The organism is Cryobacterium sp. TMT2-14, assembly GCF_004402465.1.
Lineage (GTDB): Bacteria > Actinomycetota > Actinomycetes > Actinomycetales > Microbacteriaceae > Cryobacterium > Cryobacterium sandaracinum.
On the sequence record NZ_SOFV01000008.1, the window covers coordinates 44,338 to 68,618 of the forward strand.

Here is a 24,281-nt window from a genome sequence, read left to right on the forward strand (position 1 = left end):
CCATGCGTCACGGTGTGCGGGTGGGAGTCGACGTCGGGAAAGCCCGGATCGGCCTGGCCCGCAGCGACGCGCACGGCCTGCTGGCAATCCCGGTCGAGACCGTGGGCCGCGACCACTCCGGCAGCCTGGACGTGGCCCGGATCGTGGCCGTGGTGGCCGAGCTCGACGCCGTTGAGGTGGTGGTCGGGCTGCCGCTCGCGCTCTCCGGCAACCGCACGGCGTCGACCAACGATGCGGTGGGGTTCGCCGAGCTGCTGGCCCGGTCCCTGACCGTTCCGGTTCGCCTGGTCGATGAGCGCCTTTCCACCGTCGCGGCGCAGTCGGTCCTGCGCTCCGCGGGGCGGAAGGCCAAAACCCAAAAACCCGTGATCGACCAAGTCGCCGCGGTCATCATCCTCCAGCATGCCCTCGACACCGAACGCACCCTGGGCACACCCGCCGGCACCGCCGTCGATCTCGTGCGCGACCAGTTTCCAGCCGGGTCCCCGCCAGCTGCCGCACCGAATGAAGGGCAGCCTCAACGATGACACCGCCTCCCGCCGACAGCACCGGAGCCCCGGCCGAGCCGGGCGACCCGACAAGCCCCATCGACCCGGCGGACCCCCTCAGTTCGCGTCGGGCCATCCGTGAGTCACGGGGCGAAGGCACCCGGTCCAGTCGTCGCGCCCTGCTGGACTCCGCTCCGGTGCCGCAGAAGAGGGGCCGCCGGGGCGCCTGGGGCTGCCTGATCGTCTTCCTGATCCTGGCCGGACTCGCCGGTGCCGCCGCCCTCCTGCTCCAGGAGCCGATCGGTACCGTGATCGGCATGGTGCAGGGCCCGGCGGACTACGACGGCGCCGGAGGCGACGAGGTCATCGTGATGATCCACGACGGTGAAACCGGTCAGGACGTCGCGAACTCCCTCCTCGCCCAGGACGTGGTGAAGAGCTACGACGCGTTCTACGAGGTGCTCCGCGCGGAGAGCCCGGCACCCGTCTTCCAGCCCGGCGCCTATCGTTTGGCCGGCAAGATGAGCGGCCGTGCCGCCCTCGACGCCCTGCTCGACCCGGACAACAAGCTCGAACAGACCGTGGTGATACCCGAGGGAACCACGACTGCCTCGGTGCTCCAGCTGATCAGCGAGGGCACCAGCATTCCCTTGGTCGATCTCGAGGCCGCGGCCGCCGACGTCGAGCCCTACGGCCTGCCGGGCGAGGCAACCACCCTCGAGGGGTTCCTGTTCCCGGCCACCTACACGTTCCCCCCGGAGACCACGGCGCCCGAGGCCATCCGCACGCTCGTCGACCGACAGTTCGAGGCTCTCGACGCTGCCGGGGTCGCGCCCGAGAACCGCTGGAAGACCATCGTTGTCGCGGCCCTGATCCAACGCGAAGCGGGGCTCACGGAGGATTTCTACAAGGTTTCGCGCGTGTTCCTGAACCGGCTCGACCCGGCAAAGTGGCAGAGCGGGCTCCTGCAGTCCGACGCTACCGTGGCCTACGGGACCGGGGCGACCGACCGGGTGAAGACAACGGATGCCGAACGCGCCGACGCCGCCAACGCCTACAACACCTATGTGCACCCCGGGCTTCCCGTGGGGCCGATCTCGAACCCCGGCGACATCGCGATCGACGCCGCCGTGAACCCCGCCGACGGCACCTGGCTGTACTTCGTGTCCTGGAACCTCGACACGGGGGAGACGATCTTCTCCACCACGATCGCGGAGCACGACGCCGCCGTGAACAAATGGCTGGCCTGGATGGACGAGCACCCCGAATATGGTTGAGCCCGAAGCATCCGTGCCGGCCCCCGCCCGTGACTCTGCCCGCGTGCGTCGTCTCGCGGTGCTGGGCTCGCCCGTCGAGCATTCCCTCTCCCCGGCACTGCACCGGGCCGCGTACCAGGCGCTCGGCCTGGACTGGCGCTACGACGCCGTGCGGGTGCCGGCGGGCGGACTGCCGGACTTCCTCGCGTCCCGGGGCGCAGACTGGCGCGGCCTCTCCCTCACGATGCCCCTCAAGCACGAGGTCCAGGCGCAGCTCGACGGCATCGACCGGGTCGCCGCTCAGACCGGCTCCGTCAACACGGTGCTGTTCGGTGAAGCCGACGGCAGGCGAACGTTGCAGGGTTTCAACACGGACGTCACCGGCCTGGTGCGTGCCCTTGCCGAAGCCGGAGTGCGCCGCGCGGTGCACGTGTGCCTGCTCGGCGCCGGCGCCACCGCGGCATCCGCCCTGGTCGCCGCGGCTGAGCTGGGCGCGGAGCTGGTCGACGTGCTCGTGCGTACCCCGGCGAAGGCGGCCGATCTGGTCGAACTGGGGCAGAGCCTCGGGGTCGTGGTACGGGTATACCCGCTCACCGACCTGCCCGACCCTGCCCGCGTCAGCGAGCTGGTGATCAGCACCCTGCCCGGGGGCAGCGACCCGGGCGCCGAGTTTCCCGCCGGGCTGCGCCGGCAGGCGCTCCTGTTCGACGTCAGCTATTCCCCCTGGCCCAGCGCCCTCGCCCGGTCCTGGTCGTCGGTGGGCGGCACCGCGGTGTCCGGAGAGGGGATGCTGCTGCACCAGGCCCTGATCCAGGTGCGCATCTTCGTCTCCGGCAACCCGTTCGAGCCGCTCCCGAATGAGGACGTGGTGCTGCACGCCATGCGCGGCGCCCTGACCGGGAAGGCTGTGACAGGATAGTGGTCATGCTTCGTTGGCTCACCGCCGGAGAGTCCCACGGCCCCGAACTCATCGCCATTGTCGAGGGTTTGCCCGCTGGAATCCCGGTTACTCTAGATGCGATCCGCCTCGATCTGGCACGCCGCAAACTCGGCTACGGCCGAGGCGCGCGCCAGAAGTTCGAGCAGGACGAACTGAACATCTCGGGCGGCGTGCGCCACGGCCTCACCATGGGCGGACCGGTTGCCCTGCGGATCGGCAACACTGAATGGCCCAAGTGGGCCGAGGTGATGAGTCCCGCACCGGTGGAGACCACGTCCGCGCGCGGACGCGGCGCCCCCCTGACCCGTCCCCGGCCCGGCCACGCCGATCTGGTCGGCATGCAGAAGTACGGCTTCGGCGAGGCCCGCCCGGTACTGGAGCGCGCCAGCGCCCGGGAGACCGCGGCACGCGTCGCGCTCGGCGCCGTCGCCCGGTCGTTCCTGGCCGAGCTCGGCATCACCCTGGTCAGTCACACCCTGTCGATCGGGCCGGTTCGCGTGCCCGTCGACGCCCCGCTACCGCTACCCGGCGACGTCGACGCCCTCGACGCCGACCCGCTGCGCTGCTTCGACGCCGTCACCTCCGCCCGGATGGTGGCCGAGGTCGACCTGGCCCACAAGGAGGGCGACACCCTCGGCGGGGTCGTCGAGGTGCTGGCCTACAACCTTCCTCCCGGACTCGGTTCGTTCGTGCACTGGGATCGCCGCCTCGATTCGCAGCTGGCGGCCGCGCTGATGGGCATCCAGGCCATCAAGGGGGTCGAGGTCGGGGACGGTTTCCTGACCACCACCCGGCGCGGCTCGGAGGCGCACGACGAGCTTGTGCAGGCCGACGGTCGCATCCAGCGGGTCAGCGACCGGGCCGGCGGCACCGAAGGCGGCATGAGCACCGGAACCGTGTTGCGCGTGCGCGCCGGCATGAAGCCCATCTCCACGATCCCGCGCGCCCTCCGCACGGTTGACGTGGCCACGAGCGAGGCTGCCCCCGCGCACCACCAGCGGTCGGATGTCTGTGCCGTGCCGGCCGCCGGCGTGGTCGCGGAAGCCATGGTCGCTCTGGTGCTGGCCAACTCGGTCCTGGAGAAGTTCGGTGGTGACTCCATCGTGGAGACGCGCCGCAACCTGGATTCCTACCTGGCCGGAATGCCGGCGAATCTCCAGACGGGCGCGTCCAGCGACGCTTCCCTTTAGAGGCGCCGGAGAATCACAATGGCCGCGCCGACGCATCCGATCCTGCCCCTCGTCTTCATCGGTCCCATGGCCGCCGGCAAGACCAAGATCGGCCGGAAAGTGGCGAAGTCCCTCGATGTGCCGTTCATCGACACCGACCACCGGATCGTCGCCCTGCACGGGCCGATCACGGACCTCTTCGGGCAGCACGGTGAAGAGCACTTCCGGGTGCTCGAACGCCAGGCCGTGGTGCAGGCCCTCACCGAGCAGGCCGTGGTTTCGCTCGGCGGGGGAGCCGTGCTCGACGAGGAGACTCAGGCCGACCTTGCTGAGTGCTCCGTGGTGTACCTGAGCGTGTCCGCTCGAGCCGTCGGGGCCCGGATCGGCGGGGCGAAACGGCCGCTGCTCACGGGCGGAATCGCCGATTGGAAGCGCATCTACGCCCTCCGGCGCCCGATCTATGAGGCGCTGGCCGGCATCCGTTTCGACACCTCGCACCGTCCCCTGGGCGCCATCGCTGATGACGTCGTGAAATGGACCAAGAAAAGATCATGACCGGAGCACCTGTGCCTGATTCCACCGAGCCCGCCACCACCGTTATCACGGTTGCCGGCGCCGACAGCTACCCCGTTCTGATCGGTCGCGGCCTCGTCGACGACGTCGTCGAACAGCTCGGCCCGAAGGTGGCGAAGGTGCTCATCGTGCACACCTCACACCTGGGCGCCCGCGCCGTCGCCCTGCGCGAGAGCCTGCTCGGCAGATTCGAGGTGCTGATCGCCGAGGTGCCCGACGCCGAGGCTGCCAAGCGCGTCGAGGTGGCCGCGTTCTGCTGGCAGGTCATGGGTCAGGCCGACTTCAGTCGTACGGATGCCGTGATCGGCTTCGGCGGCGGCGCCGTCACCGACCTGGCCGGCTTCGTCGCCGCGACCTGGCTCCGTGGCGTGCGCCTGGTGCAGATCCCGACCAGCGTGCTCGGCATGGTCGACGCCGCCGTCGGCGGCAAGAACGGCATCAACACCGCCGAGGGCAAGAACCTTGTCGGCACCTTCTACGCGCCCGCCGCCGTCATCTGCGATTTGGACGTGCTCGACGACCTGCCGCGTAACGAGATCCTGGCCGGCTTCGCCGAGATCGTGAAGGCCGGGTTCATCCAGCTGCCCGAGATCCTGGACATCGTCGAAGCGGATGTCACGGCCGTCACCGACCCGCACACCCCGCAGTTCCGGCGCGTGCTCGAACTCGCGATCGGGATGAAGGCCCGGGTCGTGGGGGAAGACTTCAGGGAGTCCGGCCTGCGTGAGATTCTGAACTACGGGCACACCCTCGGCCACGCCGTCGAGCACGCCGAACGCTATGGCTGGCGGCACGGGGCGGCCGTTGCCGTCGGCATGATGTTCGCGGCGGAGGTCGCCCGGCTGAGTGGCCGGCTCTCGGACGAGGCCGTCGACCGGCACCGTCGCATCCTCGAATCGCTCACCCTGCCCACCACCTATCCGGTCGGCCGCTGGAGCACCCTGCTCGCCACCATGCAGCGCGACAAGAAGACCCGCAGCGGCATGCTGCGATTCATCGTGCTCGACGACATCGGGAAGCCGACCGTGCTCGAAGGACCGGACTCGTCGTTGTTGTTCGCCGCCTACCAGGAGATCGGCTCCTAACCATTCGCGCCGCATCCGTGGGCCCAGACTGATTCCCAGACAGGCGCAGCCGGTCGCCGCTGACCGAAGCTGTTCGGAGGCTTCAGGACGAGTCCGTGGATCGTCCGTGCGGCCGGCGAGAGCGGAGGCGGAGACTTCGCGGACCTGACGGCGGCCCAGGAGGCGGCAGTCACGGAACGGTTCGTCGGTCCGGGCGTGCGCAAGCTGGTGCAGGAGTCCTGGCAACGGTCGCTCGCCCTCAGCCTTGATTCGCTGAGGCTCGTCCACTAACACGAACTCAGCTCCGACGAGCTGCGCGACCGGCATCCGCTGGCCGCCGTGCTCCCGGTCGTGCACAACCTGCTCATCCGGCACGCCTTTCACTCCGGCCTGATCGTGGCCATCGGTGACGAGTTCGGTCGCCCGCTCTGGATCGACGGTGACCGAACCGTGCGGAGTAAGGCGGAGGGGATGCTGTTCGTCGAGGGGTCGGACTGGTCCGAGCGCCGGGTCGGCACGAGCGCGCCGGGCACGGCCCTGGCCCTCGATCACGGAATCCAGATTCAGCGGGCCGAGTATTTCAACCAGTTGGCGCATCCGTGGAGTTGCACGGCCGTGCGCATCCCCGACCCGCATTCCGGCTCCATCCTCGGCGTCATCGACATCACGGGCGGCGACGAGGCGGTGGCCCCGCAGACTCTCCCGCTCGTGGAGGCGGCCGTCGCGGCCCTGGAAGCGGAACTGCGCATCCAACGACCGGCACTCGCTGCTGCTCACCGACCAAACCAACGCGGTCGACAACCTGCGTGCCGAGATGGTGCGGCTGCGCGGGGTGCTGTAGCAGACCAGCCCCCGTGGCGGCATTGCCTCGCGGCCCTACCGGCTCGAGACATCCGTCGAACTGGACGCCCAGCGCGTGCTGGCATCCCTGGAGCCCGGCACGCACCGGGTGGCGTTGGGGGCCTACCGGGGGCCCGTGCTACCGAGCTCGACCGCGCCGGGAATCGTCCAGATCCGCGCCGGGATCTCTGCGCGGCTGCGGCAGGCCATGGTCAGCGACGCGTCCGCCGAACTCCTGCTGGAGTACGCCCGCACCGACGAGGCGACCTACGACGCTGAGGTCTGGCGCGCGTGCCTCGAACTGCTGCCGGCGCGGTCGCCGAAGCGGGCATCCGTGGTCGCCCGATTGAACCGGATCGCGGACGAGTTGCGCCGCGACGGCTCCGCGGCCCCGCCCGCAATATCCCGCAACGCTGAAGCAACGTTCTCCTTCCTCGGATCAAGGTCCACCTCCGCGTCCCGCGGTTCCGCACCGACGACGTCGTCGACGAGGAGACATCATGACCGTCTATTCCAACCCCGGAACACCGGGCGCCCTCGTCACCTTCAAGCCCCGCTACGAGAACTGGATCGGCGGCGAGTGGGTCAAGCCCGTCAGGGGCCAGTACTTCGAAGACATCTCACCCGTCAACGGGAAGCCGTTCGCCGAGGTGGCCCGCGGCACCGCGGAGGATATCGAACTGGCCCTGGACGCCGCGCATAGTGCAGCGCCGGTGTGCGGCAAGACCTCGTCGACCGAGCGCGCGGCCGTGCTCAACAAGATCGCCGACATCATCGGTGCGAACCTTGACCTGCTCTCGGTCGACGAGACCTGGGAGAACGGCAAGCCGGTGCGCGAGACGTTGAACGCGGACATCCCGCTCTGTTCCGACGACTTCCGCTATTTCGCTGCCGCCATCCGCGCCTAGGATGGCGACCACGCCGAGCTGGGCGGCGACATGGTCTCCGACCAGTTCCACGAGCCGCTCGGCGTCGTCGGGCAGATCATCCCGTGGGACTTCCCACTCCTGATGGCCGTCTGGAAGCTGGCCCCGGCCCTGGCCGCCGGCGACGCGATCGTGCTGAAGCCGGCCGATCAGACCCCGGTGTCGATCCTCGTGCTGATCGAACTGATCGGCGATGTGCTGCCGACGGGAGGGCTCAACGTCGTCAACGGTTTCGGCATCGAGGCCGGCAAGCCGCTCGCGTCGTCCAACCGTATCCGCAAGATCGCGTTCATGGGAGAGACCTCGACCGGGCGTCGGATCATGCAGTACGCGAGCTCCAATATCATCTCGTCGACCATGAAGCTCGGCAGAAAGAGCCCCAACATCTTCTTCGGCGACGTCGCCCAGGAGAAGGATGCGTTCTACGACAAGGCCCTGGAAGGGTTCGTGCTCTTCGCGTTCAACCAGGGCGAGGTGTGCACCGCGCCCAGCCGGGCGGTGCTGCAGAAGCCGATCTACGATGACTCCCTGAGCGACGCCGTCGAGTTCACTCTCCTCCACCGCTCCCTCCCGAGCCCGGCCCTGTGGACGGGGACCGCGACGGATGTCCGCGCGTCCAGTCTGGGTGGCATGACAACCCCTCTGCGCGTCGAAGACGCTGCCCCAGTGACCACGACCGAGCAGGCGCGAGACCGGGTGGCCGACCTCGTCGGCCACGCGATTAGCCGCCAGCTCTGGTTCATGCTGCTCGACGCCTGCGGGCGGCAGATTCCCCTGCTGATTCCCGTCGACGACATCCCGCTCCGTCCGAAACCCGGCGGTGCCGCCGTCATGGCCGCGGCGGTCGGTCGGCTCCTGTCCGAGCACGGCCCGTGCGGCATCGTCATCCTCACCCTCGAGCGACCGGGCACCGCGGCGCTGACCGCGCCCGACCAGGCCTGGGCCCGGGAACTCGCCGAATCCTTCGGCAAAGTGGTGCGCATCACGGGCATGTTCGTCGCCCACGACGAGGGCGTCTGCGAACTCCCGGCCACCGTCGTGGATGCAGTGGCAGACTGACAGGATGATGATCAGCGGTGAGCGATTGGAAAGTGTCAACGTCTGTGTTGCCGGCCGGGTGGGCGCGGGGCCGGGCGATGCCTGAACGCACCCTGATCCTGTTGCGGCACGCCAAGTCGGACTGGGTGGGCGGCCAGGCCGACGTCGACCGGCCGCTGGCAAAACGTGGGGTACGGCAGGCGCCGCTCACCGGAGCGTGGCTGTCCCACAGCGGCTACCGCATCGATCTCGCGGTCGTGTCACCGGCGGAGCGCGCGCGGGCCACCTGGGACCTCGTGGCGGCCGAGTTCGAGAGCACTCCGCCGATCCGTGTCGAACATGCGGTGTATGCCACCTCGGCCGGCGAACTGCAGAGCATTGTTCGGGCGCTGCCGGGCACCATGCACACCGTCGTCCTGGTGGGCCACAATCCCGGCCTCGAGGATCTGGCCACCGCTCTCGCCGGCACGACCGTGTCCCTGCCGACCTCGGCTTTCGCCGTGATCGGCTGGGAGGGTCCCTGGTCGTCCGCCGGAGAGTCCCCGGCGGCCCTCCTGGCCCAGGGCCGGCCGCCCAGGGTGAACGCGCCTCCTCGCTAGCGGTGCAGGGCTGCCTGAACGCGCCGAGAAAGAGGACGACCGCGGCGGCAACCGATCCCGTGGTCAGGCCGCGGGGCACGCCACGACGTTCCAGGGCGTTGCGGAGCGTCGGGAAGCGCTGGGGAGCGCGCCAACGGATGCCGGTGCTCTCGCGCCGGGAGGCACTCGAGGGTGCCAGCGCTGGCATCTGCTTTTGACTCGTCGTCTCGTCGTATCCGGCTTGTGCGACGCTGGCCAGAGGGCGCTTTTTCGCCGACGTAGTCCCACGCAGCGCGGCCGAATGGAACGAACGAATTCGACGTGGATTTTGCGCAATCTGGCACGGTTTGGCCGGTTTGGGACGCGTGGGGCCAAAATCTCCGTCGAATTCGCCCGAGACTGGGGGTCTGGTATTGGGGCAAGGGCAAGGGCGGGGGCGGGGGCGGGGGCGGGAACGGGATCGGCGGGGGCGGTGTCGGGGCGGCGGGTCAGCCGCCGAGCCAGGACCAGTGGCTGAGCGGCCAGTTGATCACGAACGCCCGGCCGACCACATGGGAGACGGGCACGAATCCGTTGCCGGGTGTGTCTGTGTGCAGCCGGCTGTCCGCCGAGTTGTAACGGTTGTCGCCCTCGACCCAGAGACCGCCGGCCGGCACGGTCACGGAAAAGTCGTACTCCGACGTTCGGATGGCCCCGGGCGGCAGCTTGAGGTAGGGCTCGGTGATCGGCTCGCCGTTGACGGTGGTGCTGCCCGCCGCGTCGCAACAGGCCACATCGTCGCCGGGGAGGCCGATGACGCGTTTCACGAGGTGGTCATCGGAATCCGGAACCCGGAGGCCGGCCTCAGCGGCGAGCCACTGGATGCCGTCGACAACGGTGTTCCCTGCCTCGATCGGGGCCGGAGCGACCGGACCGAGCCATCCGCCGGGATCCCTGAAAACGACGATGTCGCCGCGATCGATGTCGACGACGTCGGGGACGAGCTCGTTCACGATAATGCGGTCGTCGATCTGCAGGGTGTCCTGCATCGATCCGGTCGGGATGTAGAACGTGCGGATCAGGAAGGCCTCGGTCAGAAACGAGACGACCAGGGCGCTGGCCAGGATGACGAGGAGGTTTCGGAGGACGCGACGCCTCCGTGGTGTGCGGGCGTTGGCGCTACCCGACGCAGATCCTCGCCAGGCGGCGCGGGGCCGACGACCCGCGCTTTCGTGGTCTGTCAATTTCTCCCCTGACGTGACGCGTGGTGGGCCAATTCGACCGATGCAGGGCGACTGCAAGGCCAGGGTGAGTAGAACGTGGTTGCACCCCTGTCGCCACGGGGATGACGGTTCGGAGACAGGCGCTGGCCTCAGTGCGTGCGGCGGCTGCGTGGGCTGACGTTGGAGCGCAGAGAGTCAACCATTTTCCGGGCCTCGTCCTCCGTGCAATAGGTCTCCGGCGACGGGATGCTCTGCCCGTTGTCCGCGGAGAAACAGAATCGGTAGCGGCCCGACTGGTCCCGATAGATGGTGAATCTTCCGGCCATGTCACACCCTTGTTCTTGGCCTGGCGCCGACCAAACGACCAGCTTCGACACCCTACCGCCCTGGATCAGCGCCGGATAGAGGCGCCGCGACGCGCGCCAGTGTGATGTCGGCCGGCACGGGTCGTGCACAGATTCGGCGGCATATGATTGATCACGACCGACGACCCGATGGGACCCCTTTCCGCATGACTGCGCGCGTACCATTCTTCGTTCGCAATCGGGTGGACGGCACCGACGGGGCTCTCGCCGGCCGGGCCGACGGCACGGGCATCCGTGACACGGTCACGCTGTACTACTCCCTGACCAAACCCGGCGTTCTCTACGGCAACGCGTTGACAGCCGCGGCGGGCTTTCTACTCGCGGCCCGGGGCCAGGTGGATCTTTTCCTGTTCGCGGCTCTCTGCCTGGGCACCACGCTCGTGATTGCTTCGGCCACCGTGCTCAACAACGTACTCGACCGCGACATCGACACGGTGATGGAACGCACGAAGAAGCGGGCCACGGTCACCGGCCGCATCGGCGTGCGGAACGCGGTCACCTTCTCAAGCCTGCTGTTCGTTTTCGGCATGGCGACGCTCATCGCCTGGACGAACTGGCTCGTCGTCGCCGTCGGCCTGGTCGGCTTCCTCGTCTATGTCGTGCTCTACGGCATGCTGTCCAAGCGCATGTCGATCCACGGCACCCTGGTCGGCAGCGTCTCGGGCGCAGCGCCCATTCTGGCCGGCTACGTCGCCGTCACCGGCGCCATCGACATCGCAGCCGTGCTCGCCTTCCTGGCCGTGTTCCTCTGGCAGATGCCCGAGTTCTACTCCATCGCCATCTACCGCCACGACGAATACGCCCGTGCCGGCGTGCCCGTCATTTCCGTGGTGCGGGGCGTCCCGAACACCACAGTTCAGATCCTCGTCTACACGGTCGGATTCGTTGTCTCCACCCTCCTCTTGTCGGTATTCGGCTACGTGGGCTACGTCTATACGGCGGTCATGGGTGTGCTCGGCGCTTACTGGATCTGGCTGGGTGTCATCGGCCTGCGCGCCGCCGATCCCGCCGCCTGGGCCAGGCGGATGTTCCGCTACTCGCTGGTGATGATCCTGGTGTACTGCGTGATGATCTCGGTCGGGCCGATCCTGCCCTGATCCTGCCCTGGCCTTCGGCGCCCGCGTACTCCCTTAGGCTGTGGGAATGAGTACAGTTCTCGTTCTGAACGGCCCGAACCTGGGGCGGCTCGGCAGTCGCGAACCCGACGTTTACGGGTCGGCCGATCTCGATCAGCTGCGCGCGATGCTGACGCGGGCCGCCCCGGCGGGGACGACGGTCGACGTGCGCCAGACGGATGACGAGGCCGAGCTCATCCACTGGCTGTACGAGGCCGTCGACGAGCGCATCCCCGTCATCCTGAACCCGGCGGCGTTCACGCACTACAGCTACGCGCTGCGGGATGCCGCCGCTCTCGTGACGAAGGCCGGCGTCACCCTGGTCGAGGTGCACCTGTCCAACCCGCACGCCCGGGAAACGTTCCGCCACACGAGCGTCGTCAGCGCCGTGGCCACCGGGGTGATCGCCGGGTTCGGCTTCGATTCCTACCGTCTGGCCCTGGACTTCATCGCGAGGTCGGTGCCGGCGACCGCCTGACCGGCCGGGTCTCGCGCCTTTGGTGCGCGGGCTGCGGGCAACTACACTCGATGATGGCCGATTCGGCCGCGCACCTTTCTAATTGAACCCAGTGAACGGAACACATTTTCATGGCATCAACCGCCGATATCCGGAATGGCGTCGTGCTCAACATCGATGGCCAGCTGTGGGCAGTCACCGATTTCCAGCACGTCAAGCCGGGCAAGGGCGGCGCCTTCGTCCGCACCAAGCTGAAGAACGTCGTGACGGGCAAGACCGTCGACCGCACCTTCAACGCCGGCGCGAAGATCGAGACCGAGAACGTCGACCGCCAGGACTTCCAGTACCTGTACGCGGACGGCGACTCCTACGTCTTCATGGACGTGTCCGATTTCGATCAGCTGCACGTTCCGGCCGTCGTTGTGGGCGACGCCGTCAACTTCATGCTCGAGAACCAGAACGTGACGATCGCCCTGCACAACGGCAACCCCCTCTATGTCGAGCTGCCGGCCTCCGTCGTTCTCGAAATCACCTACACCGAGCCGGGCCTTCAGGGCGACCGCTCAACTGGCGGCACCAAGCCGGCCACCGTCGAAACGGGCTTCCAGATCCAGGTTCCCCTGTTCCTCGAGCAGGGCACCCGAGTCAAGGTCGACACCCGCACCGGGGACTACCTGGGCCGCGTCAACTAGTGAGCGCTCGGACCAAGGCACGCAAGCGTGCGATCGACATCCTGTATGCCGCAGACGTGCGGCAGAGCACCATCCCGGAGTCGCTCGCCCTCGAGGCGCAGCGCGCCGCGAGCGAGCCGGCCCGGATGGCCTCCTGGCTCTACGCCCGGGACATCATCGACGGCGTCGTGGATCACCGCGAGGAGATCGACGAACTCATCGAGACGTACTCGCAGGGCTGGACGCTGGCTCGCATGCCCGTCCTCGACCGCGCCATCCTGCGCATCGGCATCTGGGAGATCCTCTTCAACGACGCCGTCCCGCACGCTGTCGCCATCGACGAGGCGGTCGAGGCCGCCAAAATCCTGTCGACGGATGACTCGGCCGGATTCGTGAACGGACTCCTCGGGCGCATCGCCCAGACCGCACCATCCGCGTAATCCGTTCTGCCAGGGGGGGGAACGCATGACCAACACCGAGCCCGCCCCGCCCCGCCCCGCGCCCCGGAGCCGTATCCGCCGGCCTACGGACAGTCGCCCTTCCCGGCGGCGCCGAAGACGAACACACTGGCGATCATCTCCCTGGTGTCGGCGTTCTTCGTGTCCCTGGCGGCCGTGATCACCGGGCACCTCGCCCTGGGGCAGATCAGGCGCACCCATGAGGGCGGCCGGGGTCTGGCGATCACCGGGCTCGTTCTCGGCTACGTGGGCATCGCCGCCACCACCCTGGCGCTTGTGATCGCCCTCGTCGTCACCGCGACCGTGATTCCGCTCATCGTGGCGGCCGTGAACGGAGCCGTGGGCGACCAGCCGTGGAGTTCGTCCACGAGCGAGCCGCAGGCGGATGAGGCGAACGGGGATGCGTCGCAGGAAGCCCTGCCCACCGGCACCGTCGGTGCGGCCCACTTCGACGACGGCTACCTGTCGGTCGGCACCGGCGCCGCGCTCGTCGACGTCTACTTCGACCCGATGTGCCCGTACTGCCGGCAGTTCGAGGAGACGAACGGCGGCGAGCTGGCTGCCTTCGCCTCTGACGGGACCCTCACCCTGCGGCTGCACTCGCTCACTTTCCTCGACCGGGTCTCGCAGGGAACGGCCTACTCGACCAGGGCATCCGCCGCGCTTACCTGCCAAGCCACCCTCAACCCGGAGAACCTGCTCGCCTACCAGGCGGCCATGTTTGCGAACCAGCCCGCCGAGAACACCGCGGGGCTCGGCGATCCGGAGCTTGCGGCCCTCGTCGACAACCCCGTCGACATCGACGACTGCCTCGCGGCCGGCGAGTACCAGGCCTGGTCCCGGGCCAACACCGAGCAAGCCCTGAACGGCGTGATTGCGGATGCCGAGATCACCCGGATCCGGGGCACGCCGACCGTGCTCGTCAACGGCAGGGTCTACTACGGCGGACTGACCGACCCGGCGGAATTCCTGGACTTCCTCAGTAGCAACTCGGTCGGCTGAGCTCAGCCGCGAAGGTCTCAGGTGGAGACCGTGATGCCGGTAACGGTGCCGGCGATGAAGGATGGCCAGGCCGAGCGCATAGGGGTGGTGCCCTGCAGCTGCAGGGTGACGTCGAGGTCCGTGAATGCCCACCGCTGGCTGCTGACGGCCGGGGCGCTCACCTCGGACGCGGACGGGGATGGGCCCGGGGACCTCTCGATGTTCTTCTCGCTGCCATGGGGCGACATGGCGTCGTCCTCCCTCGCCTGGGGCCGGCAACCAATCAAGGTCGGCAGCCACTTCGGCGCCCCTGGGGGCGGTTAGGCCCAGCACGAGGGAGCCCGCGTCGGGTGCTAGTGTAAGACCCGGAAATGACATCCTTTAACAGCCGTCCGGTGAGGCGGGGAAGGAGGTCGGGTTGATGGCACGCACCGTGTTGAACCAGGCTGATATCGCTCGAGCGTTGACTCGGATCTCCCACGAGATCCTGGAGTCCAATCGAGGCGCCGAGAACCTTGTGATCCTCGGCATCCCCACTCGCGGGGTCGTTCTGGCCCGGCGCATCGCCGAGACCATCGCGCGCATCGAGCCCACGGCGACGGATGTCCGGGTCGGCTCCCTCGACGTCACCATGTACCGCGATGACCTCGGCCACACCCGCACCCGCACGCCGACCCGCACCCTGGTGCCCGGCAACGTCGACGGCGTCACGGTGGTGCTCGTCGACGATGTGCTCTACTCGGGCCGCACCATCCGCGCCGCCCTCGACGCACTCGGCGACCACGGGCGGCCGACCGTCGTGCGCCTGGCCGTGCTCGTGGACCGCGGCCACCGCGAACTGCCGATCCGGGCCGACTTCGTGGGCAAGAACCTGCCCAGCTCCACCGCGGAACGCATCAACCTGCACCTGCTCGAGGTCGACGGCGACGAGTTCGTCAGCATCGACGGCGGACCCCTCGAAGGCGCTGACGAGGGGGTCGCGTGATGAGGCACCTCCTCTCGACCAAGGGCATGAGTCGCGACGAGGCGATCCTGCTGCTCGACATCGCCGAGGACATGGCTGATGTCGCCAACCGCGAGGTGAAGAAGCTGCCCACCCTGCGCGGCAAGACCGTGGTCAACCTGTTCTTCGAGGATTCGACGCGGACCCGGATCTCCTTCGAGGCCGCCGCGAAACGGCTGAGCGCGGACGTGATCAACTTCAGCGCCAAGGGCTCGAGCGTGTCGAAGGGCGAAAGCCTCAAGGACACCGCTCAAACCCTCGCCGCGATGGGTGCCGACGGGGTCGTCATCCGCCATCCGGCCTCCGGGGCACCCCACGTGCTGGCCGAAAGCGGCTGGATCGACGCCGGCATCATCAACGCGGGCGACGGCACCCATGAGCATCCGACCCAGGCGCTGCTGGACGCGTTCACCATCCGTCGTCGGCTGCACCAGGGTGCCGCGCGCGGTCGGGGCCTGGACGGCGTCACGGTCACCATCGTCGGTGACATCCTGCACTCCCGGGTGGCCCGCTCGAACCTCTGGCTGCTCACCACGCTCGGCGCGCACGTGAGCCTGATCGCTCCGCCCACCCTGCTGCCGATGGACATGAGCGGTTGGCCGGCCGAGTCGGGCTTCGACCTGGACGCGGCCATCGACGCCGGGCCCGACGTGGTGATGATGCTGCGCATCCAGCAGGAACGCATGGACGCCGCTTTCTTCCCGAACAGCCGCGAGTACTCGCGCCGCTGGGGCCTGGACGATGAGCGCTTCGGCCGTCTGGCCCCGACTACCATTGTGATGCACCCCGGCCCCATGAATCGCGGCTTGGAAATATCTTCAGCGGCGGCCGATTCGGCCGGCTCAACCGTGCGCGAACAGGTCGCAAACGGGGTTTCAGTGCGGATGGCGGCACTGTACCTGCTGTTGTCCGGCGATCGGGAGGATTCATAGATGTCCAGCGACAGCGCGGCCAGCACGCCGTACCTGATTCGAGGTGCGACACTCGCGGACGGCACCCGCGCCGACCTTATCCTCGACGACGGCAAGATTGTGGAGATCGGTTCCGGGCTTTCTGGTGCCGGCGCAACCGTCGTCGACGCGGCCGGCCTGATCGCTCTGCCCGGCCTGGTCGACCTGCACACGCACCTGCGCGAACCGGGCTTCGAACAGAGTGAAACCATCCTGACCGGCAGTCAGGCCGCGGCCGTGGGCGGCTTCACCAGCGTGTTTGCGATGGCCAACACCTCGCCCGTGCAGGACACCGCCGGCGTCGTCGACCAGGTTCTCACCCTCGGTGAGCGCGCCGGCTATGTCACCGTGCAGCCGATCGGCGCCGTCACCGTCGGGCTTGCGGGGGAGCGCCTGGCCGAACTGGGCGCCATGGCCACCAGTCGTGCCCGGGTTCGGGTCTTCTCCGACGACGGCTTCTGCGTCTCCGACCCGCTGTTGATGCGCCGGGCCCTCGAGTACGTGAAGGCGTTCGACGGCGTTGTCGCCCAGCACTCCCAGGAACCGCGCCTGACCGAGAAGGCGCAGATGAACGAGGGGGCACTCTCAAGCGAACTCGGGATGGTCGGCTGGCCCGCGGTCGCCGAGGAGTCGATCATCGCCCGCGATGTGCTGCTCGCCGAGCACGTCGGGTCGCGTCTGCACGTGTGCCACGTGTCGACGGCCGGCTCGGTCGACGTCATCCGCTGGGCCAAGGCCCGCGGCATCCAGGTGACCGCCGAGGCCACCCCGCACCACCTGCTGCTCACCGAGGACCTGGTCGTCGGCTACGACGCCCGGTTCAAAGTCAACCCGCCGCTCCGCCGCCGCGAAGACGTCGAAGCCCTGCGCGCCGGCCTCGCCGACGGCACCATCGACATCGTCGCCACCGACCACGCCCCGCACCCGGTCGAGGCGAAGGACTGCGAGTGGGACGCCGCGGCGAACGGCATGGTCGGCCTCGAATCCGCCCTCTCCGTGGTGCACGCGGCCGTCGTCAACACCGGGCTGCTCGACTGGACGGACATCGCTCGCGTGCTTTCCAGCAGCCCCGCCCGGATCGGCCGGCTCGCCGGCCAGGGCCAGGGTCTGCTCGTCGGGGCTCCCGCCGAGCTCACCCTCTACGATCCCGCCGCGAGCCGCGTCTTCGAGCGCGGCAACCTGGCCGGCAGGAGCGCCAACTCGCCCTACCTGGCGATGACCCTGCCGGGTCGGGTGCTGGCCACATTCCACCGGGGCTACGCCACGGTTCTGGACGGTGCGCTGCGGCCCGCCGACGAGATCGCGGCACTCGAGGAGCGAACCCATGGCTAGGACCATCGCCACCGTCATCACCGTCGCCGTGCTGCTCGGCCTGCTCGGCCTCATGCTGCGCAGCTGGCGGGGCCGCAGCCGCCGGGACGCCGCCCTGCCGGCCGGCTACCCGCTGCCCGTCGACGCGGCACTAGAGCTGGCCTCCGCCGCCGTGTTCTACGTCGCCACGACCCTCCGCGCCCAGCCGCTCGAACGCCTGAACATCCCTGGCCTGGGTTTCCGGGCCCGGGCCCGCCTGACCGTGACCGACGCGGGTCTGATCCTGGCCCTGGCCGGCGAGGAGGCGGTGTTCATCCCTGCCTCGGCCATCGCCGTGCTGGAAGACGCCACCGTGGCAATCGACCGCGCCGTCGAGACCGACGGCCTGCTGCTGCTCGGCTGGCGGCTGCCCGGCGCCGACAGACAGATCGTCGACAGCTATTTCCGAATCCTTGACCCATCCGACCGCGTCAGCGTGAACGACGCCATTCGAACCATTGCGGCCGACGCCCGGCGCCCGGCCGCGCGCGATGAAAGCGAGGCGTAGCGTGAGCAACGCAACGACCCCCGACCGACCGACTCCTGCCGTGCTCGTACTCGAGGACGGCCGCCGCTACGAAGGCCGTTCCTACGGCAGCGTGGGGCAGACCCTCGGCGAGATCGTCTTCGCCACCGGCATGACCGGCTACCAGGAGACCCTCACCGACCCGTCCTACGCCGGGCAGATCGTGCTGATGACGGCGCCGCACATCGGCAACACGGGTGCCAACGACGAGGACATGGAATCCCGCCGCATCTGGGTCTCCGGCTTCGTCGTGCGCGAGCCTGCCCGCATGGCCTCCAACTTCCGGTCCACCCGCAGCCTCGATGACGACCTGACGGGCGGGGGAGTGGTCGGGATCAGCGGTGTCGACACGCGTGCGATCACCCGTCACATCCGCTCGTCCGGGGCCATGAAGAGCGGGATCTTCTCCGGCGACCGTTTCGGCCTCTCCGATGGCGAGCAGCTCGAGCTGGTGCGTGCCGGCGCCGGCATGCGTGGCCGCAACCTGTCCGATGAGGTCTCCACGGTCGAACCGTTCTCGGTGCCCGCGCAGGGCGAGCGCATCGGCTCGGTCGCCGTGCTCGACCTCGGGGTCAAGACCTCCACCCTGGGCCACCTCGCCGCGCGCGGATTCGAGGTGCTGGTGCTGCCCCAGTCGGTCACCGCCGAGCACGTGCTGTCCCTCACCCCGTCGGCCCTGTTCTTCTCCAACGGCCCCGGCGACCCGGCAGCCTCCGACCTACACGTGAACCTCCTACAGGAGGTGCTGCGAGCCGGTGTGCCCTACTTCGGGATCTGCTTCGGCAACCAGCTGCTCGGCCGCGCCCTCGGCTTCCGCACCTACAAGCTGCCATTCGGGCACCGGGGAATCAACCAGCCCGTGCTCGACAAGACCACCGGCCGGGTGGAAATCACCTCGCAGAACCACGGGTTCGCCGTGGACATGCCCATCGAGGGAGTGCATGAGTCCCGCACCGGCTTCGGCCGGGTGGAGGTGAGCCACTACAGCCTCAACGACCAGGTGGTCGAGGGCATCCGCTGCCTCGATATCCCCGCTTTCTCGGTGCAGTACCACCCGGAGTCGGCGGCCGGCCCACACGACGCCGAGTACCTTTTCGATCGGTTCAGGGATGTGGTGGTCGCGCATCGTGCGGCCACCGGAGCAGGAGACGCCAAGTAATGCCCAAGCGCGACGACATCAACAGCGTTCTTGTCATCGGATCGGGTCCGATCGTGATCGGCCAGGCCTGCGAGTTCGACTATTCCGGAACTCAGGCCTGCCGGGTGCTGCGGGCCGAGGGGGTCAGGGTCATCCTGGTCAACTCCAACCCGGCCACGATCATGACCGACCCCGACTTCGCCGACGCCACCTACATCGAGCCGATCACCCCGGAGATCCTCGAGACGATCATCGCCAAGGAACGCCCCGACGCGATTCTGCCGACCCTCGGCGGGCAGACAGCGCTGAACGCCGCCATCCAGCTTCACGAGCGCGGCATCCTGGCCAGGTACGACGTTGAACTCATCGGTGCCTCCTTCGACGCCATCCAGAAGGGTGAGGACCGCCAGATCTTCAAGCAACTGGTGCTGGACACGGGCGCCGGCGTCGCCCGGTCCTACATCGCCCACACGGTCGAGGAGGCCGTCGGCTTCGCCGAGGACCTCGGCTACCCGCTCGTCGTGCGCCCCTCCTTCACCATGGGCGGCCTCGGCTCCGGCTTCGCCTACACCGAGCCGGAACTGCGCCGCATCGTCGGCGACGGGCTGCACCAGAGCCCCACCAGCGAGGTCCTGCTCGAGGAATCCATCCTCGGCTGGAAGGAATTCGAGCTCGAGATGATGCGCGACACGGCCGACAACACGGTCGTCGTGTGCTCGATCGAGAACGTCGACCCGGTCGGCGTACACACCGGCGACTCGATCACCGTCGCCCCGGCGCTGACCCTGACCGACCGTGAGTACCAGAAGCTGCGCGACATCAGCATCGACATCATCCGCGCCGTGGGAGTGGACACCGGCGGCTGCAACATCCAGTTCGCGATCAACCCGGCCGACGGTCGCATCATCGTGATCGAGATGAACCCGCGCGTGTCCCGCTCCTCCGCCCTGGCGAGCAAGGCGACGGGCTTCCCGATCGCCAAAATCGCCGCGAAGCTCGCGCTCGGCTACCGGCTCGACGAGATCCCGAACGACATCACCGGTGTCACCCCGGCCAGCTTCGAACCCACCCTCGACTACGTCGTGGTCAAGGTGCCCCGGTTCGCGTTCGAGAAGTTTCCCGCCGCCGACCAGCGCCTGACCACCACCATGAAGTCCGTGGGCGAGGCGATGGCCATCGGCCGCAGTTACGCCTCCGCGCTGCAGAAGGCGCTCCGCTCGCTCGAGAAGCGCGGTTCGTCGTTCCACTGGGGAGCCGAGACCCGCACGGTCGACGAGTTGCTCACGGTCGCCGAAGTACCCACCGACGGCCGGATCGTCACCGTGCAGCAGGCGCTCCGCAAGGGTGCCACCACCGAGCAGGTTTTCGACGCCACCAAGATCGACCCGTGGTTCATCGACCAGATCGTGCTGATCAACGAGATCGCGGACGAGATCGCCGCCGCCGAGCGCCTCGACACAGACATCCTCCGCACCGCCAAAGACCACGGCTTCTCCGACGCCCAGATCGGCGAGCTTCGCGGCTTCGGCGAAGCGGATGTGCGCACGGTGCGCCACATCCTCGGCGTGCGCCCGGTCTTCAAGACCGTCGACACGTGCGCGGGGGAGTTCCCCGCACTCACGCCGTACCACTACTCCAGCTACGACCAGGAGACCGAGGTCGTGCCCAGTGACCGCAAAAAGGTCGTCATCATCGGCTCCGGCCCGAACCGCATCGGCCAGGGCGTCGAGTTCGACTACTCCTGCGTGCACGCCTCGTTTGCCCTCTCCGAGGCTGGCTACGAGACCATCATGATCAACTGCAACCCGGAGACGGTCTCGACCGACTACGACACCTCCGACCGGCTCTACTTCGAGCCGCTCACCCTCGAGGACGTGCTCGAGGTCATTCACGCAGAAAGCCAGAGCGGCGAGCTCGTCGGCGTGGTCGTGCAGCTGGGAGGCCAGACCGCGCTCGGCCTCGCCAAGGGCCTCGAGGCCGAGGGCATCCCGATACTCGGCACCACCCCGGAGGCCATCGACCTGGCGGAGGAGCGCGGACTTTTCTCCGGCATCCTCGACCAGGCCGGCCTGCTCGCCCCCCGCAACGGCGTCGCCACCGACTACGCCGGCGCTGTGGTCGTTGCCGAGGAGATCGGCTATCCCGTGCTCGTGCGCCCGAGCTACGTGCTCGGCGGCCGCGGCATGGAGATCGTCTACGACTCCGCAGCGTTGGCCGACTACTTCAACCGGATGGCCGGACAGGGCATCATCGGCCCGTCGCATCCGCTGCTCGTGGACCGGTTTCTCGACGACGCCATCGAGATCGACGTGGACGCCATCTACGACGGCACCGAGCTCTACATCGGCGGCGTGATGGAGCATATCGAGGAGGCCGGGATCCACTCCGGCGACTCGAGCTGCACCCTGCCTCCGGTCACCCTCGGCCGTGCGGAGATCGACCGCGTGCGCGAGGCGACGCTGGGCATCGCCCGCGGCATCGGCGTGCGCGGCCTGCTCAACGTGCAGTTCGCGATCGGCGCCGGCGTGCTCTACGTGCTCGAAGCGAACCCGCGCGCCTCGCGTACGGTACCGTTCGTGGCCAAGGCCCTCGGCATCACCTTGGCCAAGGCCGCCGCGCTGATCATGGTCGGCAAGACCATCGCCGAACTCAAGGCCGAGGGCAAGCTACCTCTGATCGACGGCTCGCGGGTGCCGATGGATGCTCCGGTCGCCGTGAAGGAAGCCGTGCTGCCGTTCAACCGGTTCCGCACGCCCGAGGGTCTCGTCGTGGACTCCGTGCTCGGCCCGGAGATGCGCTCAACCGGTGAGGTCATGGGCATCGACCGCGACTTCCCGCGGGCCTTCGCCAAGAGCCAGCTCGCCGCCTACGGCGGAATCCCGCTCACCGGCACCGTGTTCGTGTCGGTCTCCGACCGGGACAAGCGCGCGATCATCCTGCCCATGCTGCGCCTCCAGCAGCTCGGCTACTCGATCACCGCCACGGAGGGGACCGCCGAAGTTCTGCAACGCAACGGCATCCGCGCCGCCATCGTCACCAAGTTCAGTGAGAAGGCCGACGAGGCGGACGTGTCGATCGTGGAACTGATCCGCCGCGAAGAGGTGCAGATCGTCATCAACACCCCCGGCGGTCGCACCGCCCGAGCCGACGGCTACGAGATCCGCGCGGCCGCGGTCGCCGCGGACCTGCCGCTGTTCACCACCATCGCCGAGTTGAGCGCCGCAGTGGCCTCGATCGACGCGATTCGCGGCGGCTTCGAGGTGACCTCGCTGCAGGACTACGCCCTCACCCGGACGGCGGCCCTGTGAGCCGCGCGCACGAACAGGACGGGTCGACCGCAGCGGTCGGCCCGGCCGCACCGGCCGCCTTCGGCGACCGGCTGGGTGATGTCTTCTCGGTCCGGGGACAAGTCTGCGTCGGCATCGACCCGCACACCTGGCTCCTGACCGACTGGGGTCTGCCGGACACGGCCGCCGGGGCGGAGTCTTTCGGCCGCCAGGTCGTGGCCGCCGCTGCCGGCCAGGTCGGCCTGGTGAAGCCCCAGGTGGCCTTCTACGAGCGTTTCGGCTCCGCCGGGTACCTCGCCCTGGAACGGGTGCTGGCGGATGCCCGCGCCGCCGGACTGCTCACGATCGCGGACGTCAAGCGCGGCGACCTCGGTACCAGCGTGGAGGCGTACGGCCAGGCCTGGCTGAGCGAGGAGTCCCCCCTGGAGGTCGACGCCATCACCGTGAACGCGTATATGGGCGTCGGGTCGCTGGAACCGGTGTTCCGCCTTGCAGCCCAGACCGGCAAGGGGATCTTTGTGCTGGCCGCCACCTCGAACCCCGAGGCGGCGGCGCTTCAGCGGGCCGTGATCGCCGAGGGGAATCAGACCGGCCAAAGCGTCGCCCAATCCGTCTTCGGCGCCGTGACCGAGCGGAATGCCCGGTCCGGGGCTTCCTCTCTCGGCTCGGTCGGGGTGGTGCTCGGCGCCACACTGGACCTGGCCACGTTCGGACTGGACCTCTCCGTGGCGCCCGCCCGCGGTCTCACCCCCATCCTCGCTCCCGGCTTCGGCCACCAGGGCGCGCAGGTCGCCGATCTGAAGAACTTGTACGGGGGGTACGCGGAAGGCGTTATCGTGAGTGAATCGCGCAGCGTTCTAGAGGTCGGCCCCGACCGAATCAAACAAGCGATTGCGCGCCGAGTAGTTGAAGCAGGAGCTGCCCGTGGCTGAGAATCGCCCCACCCCACCCGACGTCGATCGGGTTGCCGCCTCGCGCGCCGCCGTGGCGGCTCGCCGCGCACGCGCCGCAGTTAAAAGCCAGATTGCGCAGGGAAAACGTAGCGCGCTCGACGTGTTGTCCGCCGCGACCGAGAGCCCGGACGGCGTCGAAGGGCGCCTGCGGGTGACCGAGTTCCTGATCAGCATTCCGGCGATCGGCGTCACCAAGATGCACCGAATCATGGGGCGGCTCGAGATCTCGCCGTCGAAGCGATTGGGGGGGCTGGGCAAGCACCAACGCGATCGGTTGCGAGATTTTCTCACCACGCGCACCGTCGCGAGGCGCAGCGATTCCTCCGCGAAGCTTGTCGTGCTGGCCGGTCCCACCGCGGTCGGCAAGGGAACCGTCGCGGCGCACATCCGTCAGCATCACCCGGGCGTGCACCTGTCGGTGTCGGCCACGACCCGGGCACCTCGCCCAGGCGAGACCGCGGGCGTGAGCTACTTCTTCGTCGACGACGCCGAATTCGACCGGATGGTCGCGGCCGGCGACCTGCTCGAGTGGGCGACCGTGCACAACGCGCACCGCTACGGCACCCCGCGGGGTCCAGTCACGGAGGCCTTGAACGAGGGTCACAGCGTGCTCCTCGAGATCGACATCCAAGGAGCCCGGGCCGTTCGCCGGGCCATGCCGGAGGCCAGACTGGTCTTCCTGCTTCCGCCGAGCTGGGACGAACTGGTGCGCCGGCTGATCGGCCGGGACACCGAGGCGCCCGCCGAACAGGCCCGCCGGCTCGAGACGGCCAAACTCGAATTGGCCGCCCAGGGGGAGTTCGATTATCGGGTCGTAAACCACGACGTGGGCGAAGCGGCGCGCGAGGTCGTAGACTTGATGAATCTGCGTACGGCGCCATTGCTGCCGTAGCGCCCGTTTTCCGTGATTCTGCGCGTCCCGCAGCACAAACCGCTCTGAAGGAGTGACACCA

General features: G+C 68.6%; 24 protein-coding genes and 1 pseudogene. 22 read left to right on the forward strand and 3 right to left on the reverse strand.

Features of this window, described 5'->3' with window-relative positions:
• Positions 1-2: 2 nt before the first annotated feature.
• From ruvX to E3O28_RS02200, 9 genes and pseudogenes are all read left to right on the forward strand, one after another.
• A complete protein-coding gene (gene ruvX / locus E3O28_RS02160) occupies positions 3-527 on the forward strand; it encodes a Holliday junction resolvase RuvX (RefSeq protein ID WP_174721868.1) in 525 nt (174 codons plus the stop codon).
• The gene (gene mltG, locus E3O28_RS02165) at positions 524-1,765 is read left to right on the forward strand and encodes an endolytic transglycosylase MltG (protein ID WP_134415104.1); all 1,242 of its coding nucleotides are present in this window, start codon (positions 524-526) and stop codon (positions 1,763-1,765) included. The genes ruvX and mltG overlap by 4 nt, the downstream gene beginning before the upstream one ends.
• A complete protein-coding gene (locus tag E3O28_RS02170) occupies positions 1,758-2,663 on the forward strand; it encodes a shikimate dehydrogenase (RefSeq protein WP_104100502.1) in 906 nt (301 codons plus the stop codon). Before mltG ends, E3O28_RS02170 begins: the two co-directional genes overlap by 8 nt.
• 5 nt (positions 2,664-2,668) lie before the next feature.
• Complete coding sequence (gene aroC, locus E3O28_RS02175; protein ID WP_104171053.1) at positions 2,669-3,874, forward strand: chorismate synthase; 1,206 nt, start codon at positions 2,669-2,671, stop codon at positions 3,872-3,874.
• Between the two features lie 18 nt (positions 3,875-3,892).
• The gene (locus tag E3O28_RS02180; RefSeq protein ID WP_174720172.1) at positions 3,893-4,408 is read left to right on the forward strand and encodes a shikimate kinase; all 516 of its coding nucleotides are present in this window, start codon (positions 3,893-3,895) and stop codon (positions 4,406-4,408) included.
• On the forward strand, positions 4,405-5,511 hold the full coding sequence (aroB, locus tag E3O28_RS02185) for a 3-dehydroquinate synthase (protein WP_104100503.1): 1,107 nt from the start codon (positions 4,405-4,407) through the stop codon (positions 5,509-5,511). Before E3O28_RS02180 ends, aroB begins: the two co-directional genes overlap by 4 nt.
• A 318-nt stretch (positions 5,512-5,829) precedes the next feature.
• Complete coding sequence (locus E3O28_RS02190) at positions 5,830-6,609, forward strand: hypothetical protein (protein WP_134415105.1); 780 nt, start codon at positions 5,830-5,832, stop codon at positions 6,607-6,609.
• 221 nt (positions 6,610-6,830) lie between these two features.
• Positions 6,831-7,799, forward strand: a pseudogene (locus E3O28_RS16805) (aldehyde dehydrogenase family protein); the annotation flags it as partial.
• 593 nt (positions 7,800-8,392) lie between these two features.
• Entirely contained in the window at positions 8,393-8,893 is a 501-nt protein-coding gene (locus E3O28_RS02200; protein ID WP_134415106.1) for a histidine phosphatase family protein, read from the forward strand.
• Between the two features lie 467 nt (positions 8,894-9,360).
• On the opposite strand, the gene lepB is transcribed toward E3O28_RS02200, so the two are convergent.
• Positions 9,361-10,095, reverse strand: coding sequence for a signal peptidase I (gene lepB, locus E3O28_RS16160; protein WP_134400847.1), 735 nt, complete (start codon positions 10,093-10,095; stop codon positions 9,361-9,363).
• Between the two features lie 128 nt (positions 10,096-10,223).
• Positions 10,224-10,400 (reverse strand): DUF1508 domain-containing protein, encoded by a 177-nt coding sequence (locus tag E3O28_RS16165; protein WP_166784711.1) that lies wholly within the window; start codon positions 10,398-10,400, stop codon positions 10,224-10,226.
• A 185-nt stretch (positions 10,401-10,585) separates the two neighbouring features.
• On the opposite strand from E3O28_RS16165, the gene cyoE reads away from it, so the two are divergent.
• From cyoE to E3O28_RS16575, 5 genes are all read left to right on the forward strand, one after another.
• A complete protein-coding gene (cyoE, locus tag E3O28_RS02215; RefSeq protein WP_166784712.1) occupies positions 10,586-11,536 on the forward strand; it encodes a heme o synthase in 951 nt (316 codons plus the stop codon).
• A 46-nt stretch (positions 11,537-11,582) separates the two neighbouring features.
• Positions 11,583-12,032: a type II 3-dehydroquinate dehydratase gene (locus tag E3O28_RS02220; protein ID WP_104100508.1), complete on the forward strand. Its 450-nt coding sequence runs from the start codon at positions 11,583-11,585 to the stop codon at positions 12,030-12,032.
• Positions 12,033-12,142: 110 nt separating this feature from the next.
• Complete coding sequence (gene efp / locus E3O28_RS02225; RefSeq protein WP_104100509.1) at positions 12,143-12,703, forward strand: elongation factor P; 561 nt, start codon at positions 12,143-12,145, stop codon at positions 12,701-12,703.
• Positions 12,703-13,122, forward strand: a complete 420-nt coding sequence (nusB, locus tag E3O28_RS02230; RefSeq protein ID WP_104100510.1) for a transcription antitermination factor NusB — start codon at positions 12,703-12,705, stop codon at positions 13,120-13,122. The genes efp and nusB overlap by 1 nt, the downstream gene beginning before the upstream one ends.
• Before the next feature lie 141 nt (positions 13,123-13,263).
• Complete coding sequence (locus E3O28_RS16575; protein ID WP_347232362.1) at positions 13,264-14,142, forward strand: DUF4190 domain-containing protein; 879 nt, start codon at positions 13,264-13,266, stop codon at positions 14,140-14,142.
• Positions 14,143-14,159: 17 nt separating this feature from the next.
• On the opposite strand, the gene E3O28_RS02240 is transcribed toward E3O28_RS16575, so the two are convergent.
• On the reverse strand, positions 14,160-14,369 hold the full coding sequence (locus tag E3O28_RS02240; protein WP_134400845.1) for a hypothetical protein: 210 nt from the start codon (positions 14,367-14,369) through the stop codon (positions 14,160-14,162).
• A gap of 170 nt (positions 14,370-14,539) precedes the next feature.
• Here E3O28_RS02240 and pyrR point away from each other — a divergent pair, with 170 nt between their 5' ends.
• Genes pyrR through gmk form a run of 8 tightly spaced genes read left to right on the forward strand, consistent with a single transcriptional unit; the run spans position 14,540 to position 24,220 of the window.
• Positions 14,540-15,106: a bifunctional pyr operon transcriptional regulator/uracil phosphoribosyltransferase PyrR gene (gene pyrR, locus E3O28_RS02245; RefSeq protein WP_134415109.1), complete on the forward strand. Its 567-nt coding sequence runs from the start codon at positions 14,540-14,542 to the stop codon at positions 15,104-15,106.
• A complete protein-coding gene (locus tag E3O28_RS02250; protein ID WP_104171013.1) occupies positions 15,106-16,056 on the forward strand; it encodes an aspartate carbamoyltransferase catalytic subunit in 951 nt (316 codons plus the stop codon). The genes pyrR and E3O28_RS02250 overlap by 1 nt, the downstream gene beginning before the upstream one ends.
• Positions 16,057-17,406 (forward strand): dihydroorotase, encoded by a 1,350-nt coding sequence (locus E3O28_RS02255; protein WP_134415110.1) that lies wholly within the window; start codon positions 16,057-16,059, stop codon positions 17,404-17,406.
• The gene (locus tag E3O28_RS02260) at positions 17,399-17,932 is read left to right on the forward strand and encodes a hypothetical protein (RefSeq protein WP_104194880.1); all 534 of its coding nucleotides are present in this window, start codon (positions 17,399-17,401) and stop codon (positions 17,930-17,932) included. Before E3O28_RS02255 ends, E3O28_RS02260 begins: the two co-directional genes overlap by 8 nt.
• A 1-nt stretch (position 17,933) precedes the next feature.
• On the forward strand, positions 17,934-19,109 hold the full coding sequence (gene carA / locus E3O28_RS02265; protein WP_233191353.1) for a glutamine-hydrolyzing carbamoyl-phosphate synthase small subunit: 1,176 nt from the start codon (positions 17,934-17,936) through the stop codon (positions 19,107-19,109).
• Positions 19,109-22,396: a carbamoyl-phosphate synthase large subunit gene (carB, locus tag E3O28_RS02270; protein WP_104100517.1), complete on the forward strand. Its 3,288-nt coding sequence runs from the start codon at positions 19,109-19,111 to the stop codon at positions 22,394-22,396. Before carA ends, carB begins: the two co-directional genes overlap by 1 nt.
• Positions 22,393-23,307, forward strand: coding sequence for an orotidine-5'-phosphate decarboxylase (pyrF, locus tag E3O28_RS02275; RefSeq protein ID WP_174720170.1), 915 nt, complete (start codon positions 22,393-22,395; stop codon positions 23,305-23,307). The genes carB and pyrF overlap by 4 nt, the downstream gene beginning before the upstream one ends.
• A complete protein-coding gene (gmk, locus tag E3O28_RS02280) occupies positions 23,300-24,220 on the forward strand; it encodes a guanylate kinase (RefSeq protein WP_134415111.1) in 921 nt (306 codons plus the stop codon). The genes pyrF and gmk overlap by 8 nt, the downstream gene beginning before the upstream one ends.
• The last annotated feature ends 61 nt before the right edge of the window (positions 24,221-24,281 follow it).

Excerpts from the sequence above, each read along its gene's own strand:
- ruvX (WP_174721868.1), top strand. The coding sequence starts at position 3 with ATGCGTCACGGTGTGCGGGTGGGAGTCGACGTCGGGAAAGCCCGGATC.
- mltG (WP_134415104.1), top strand. The coding sequence starts at position 524 with ATGACACCGCCTCCCGCCGACAGCACCGGAGCCCCGGCCGAGCCGGGC.
- E3O28_RS02170 (WP_104100502.1), top strand. The coding sequence starts at position 1,758 with ATGGTTGAGCCCGAAGCATCCGTGCCGGCCCCCGCCCGTGACTCTGCC.
- aroC (WP_104171053.1), top strand. The coding sequence starts at position 2,669 with ATGCTTCGTTGGCTCACCGCCGGAGAGTCCCACGGCCCCGAACTCATC.
- E3O28_RS02180 (WP_174720172.1), top strand. The coding sequence starts at position 3,893 with ATGGCCGCGCCGACGCATCCGATCCTGCCCCTCGTCTTCATCGGTCCC.
- aroB (WP_104100503.1), top strand. The coding sequence starts at position 4,405 with ATGACCGGAGCACCTGTGCCTGATTCCACCGAGCCCGCCACCACCGTT.
- E3O28_RS02200 (WP_134415106.1), top strand. The coding sequence starts at position 8,393 with ATGCCTGAACGCACCCTGATCCTGTTGCGGCACGCCAAGTCGGACTGG.
- E3O28_RS16165 (WP_166784711.1), bottom strand. The coding sequence starts at position 10,400 with ATGGCCGGAAGATTCACCATCTATCGGGACCAGTCGGGCCGCTACCGA.
- cyoE (WP_166784712.1), top strand. The coding sequence starts at position 10,586 with ATGACTGCGCGCGTACCATTCTTCGTTCGCAATCGGGTGGACGGCACC.
- E3O28_RS02220 (WP_104100508.1), top strand. The coding sequence starts at position 11,583 with ATGAGTACAGTTCTCGTTCTGAACGGCCCGAACCTGGGGCGGCTCGGC.
- efp (WP_104100509.1), top strand. The coding sequence starts at position 12,143 with ATGGCATCAACCGCCGATATCCGGAATGGCGTCGTGCTCAACATCGAT.
- E3O28_RS02240 (WP_134400845.1), bottom strand. The coding sequence starts at position 14,369 with ATGTCGCCCCATGGCAGCGAGAAGAACATCGAGAGGTCCCCGGGCCCA.
- E3O28_RS02250 (WP_104171013.1), top strand. The coding sequence starts at position 15,106 with ATGAGGCACCTCCTCTCGACCAAGGGCATGAGTCGCGACGAGGCGATC.
- E3O28_RS02255 (WP_134415110.1), top strand. The coding sequence starts at position 16,057 with ATGTCCAGCGACAGCGCGGCCAGCACGCCGTACCTGATTCGAGGTGCG.
- E3O28_RS02260 (WP_104194880.1), top strand. The coding sequence starts at position 17,399 with ATGGCTAGGACCATCGCCACCGTCATCACCGTCGCCGTGCTGCTCGGC.
- carB (WP_104100517.1), top strand. The coding sequence starts at position 19,109 with ATGCCCAAGCGCGACGACATCAACAGCGTTCTTGTCATCGGATCGGGT.